Origin of the sequence: Streptomyces chiangmaiensis (genome assembly GCF_036281785.1) — a bacterium.
GTDB lineage: Bacteria > Actinomycetota > Actinomycetes > Streptomycetales > Streptomycetaceae > Streptomyces > Streptomyces chiangmaiensis.
Map to the genome: position 1 here is coordinate 1 of NZ_JAYWVC010000575.1, position 1,368 is coordinate 1,368.

The following is a 1,368-nucleotide window of genomic DNA, read 5'->3' on the forward strand; positions in this document are numbered from 1 at the left end:
AGTCGCCACGATGTCGCCAGTACCACACCGCACCTGCCGCGAGGGCGCACAAGAGGATCAGCGGCACGATCAAGCCGGGGATGCGGGCCGGGCTCATGGGGGCGCTCGGAAGGTGGGGCGGTGGTGCGGATGTGCGGTTGTTGCCATGGCGAGATGGTGCCCTGCCCGGGAGTTCGAGGCCATGGACTCGGCGTCTGGCAATTGTGTACGAGCGCGCCTCCGGCCACTGGCGCCGCCCTGGTTGCGTGTCAATCGCGGTAGACGGTGAGCACAGCACCGTTGATCTCGATGCGCTGCGGGGTGGGGCCCTCGCCTCGGCGGAGTATGGCGAGACACTGGTCGAACAGCGCGAGCTCTTCCTCGCTGAGCACGGCAGCGGCGAGGTCGAGCAGTTCGGCGATGGCGGCGTCGGTCAGGTCGGCCGGAAGCTCGCCGGAGAGCAGGACCACGGATTCTCCCGTCGGTCCTTTGACGATGGCGGTGGTGGGGCCGCCGTGTACGAAGAGCAAGGTTTCCCCCAGAGGACCTGAGGTGTGCGGCTCACGTGCCCAGGCAGGAGGAGAGACTAGCGTCGGATCATGCGCCTTTGGGCGGAAGTGACTTCTTCTAGTGCAAGTGACCGGTGTGGTCGGAGTGCGCCCTCCGTACCGCCATCGGCCGTCAGGAGTCGTCCGAAGCGCGGTTGAGCAGCGACTCGACCAGCGCCGCGACATGGCGACGGTCCTCTGCCGACAGCCGCTGGACGCTCGCGATGAGGACGTCCACCTCGGGGTCGCCAGCGGCTTCGGACGTGCGTGCCGACTCGGAGAGGGGCGCGTAGAGATGGATGCCGCAAGCCTCCGCGGCGGCCCGGCGGATGGTCTGCAGCGGTAGGCCCAGGCCCTGTGCGAGTCCCTCGAGGGTGGCCGGCTGGGGCATACGGGCCATGTGATCGATGGTCGCCAGATGGTGGACCGTCGAGCGCGGGATGCCTCCGCGGCGGGCGACGTCGCCGTACGACCAGCGCTCGCTGTCCAGCCGGTCGCGGATGATCTGCTGCAGTGCGTTGGCCACCGATGGTCACTTCCTGCTCGCCGCCAGGCGGAACTCTTCCGCGTCAGATCATTCTAGGGGCGAGTTGGGTGCGTTACGGAAGGTGTTCTCCTGAACCGCTTGCGTCACCCGCGCCCCAGCCCTAGTGTCCAATCTCGTTGGACAGTCCGTCCGACGGAGTTGGACGTGATCCGGGGGGACCTGACCGTGTCCGACGGGAACACGTCTCGAACCCTGAGGGGGAATCGATCATGATGGATCCTCGTGAGCTCGACGCCGAGTCCGCGGAGCTGCTGCCGGGCCGTGAGGCCCTGGGCCGGCTGAAGTTCAGCTTCG

The 1,368-nt window shown here is 67.6% G+C and carries 2 protein-coding genes; both read right to left on the minus strand.

The window, feature by feature from the left end:
* Positions 1-248: 248 nt before the first annotated feature.
* Positions 249-509, minus strand: coding sequence for a hypothetical protein (locus VXC91_RS45650; protein ID WP_329513220.1), 261 nt, complete (start codon positions 507-509; stop codon positions 249-251).
* A gap of 151 nt (positions 510-660) precedes the next feature.
* Positions 661-1,053, minus strand: coding sequence for a transcriptional regulator (locus VXC91_RS45655; protein WP_329513221.1), 393 nt, complete (start codon positions 1,051-1,053; stop codon positions 661-663).
* Positions 1,054-1,368: the final 315 nt, after the last annotated feature.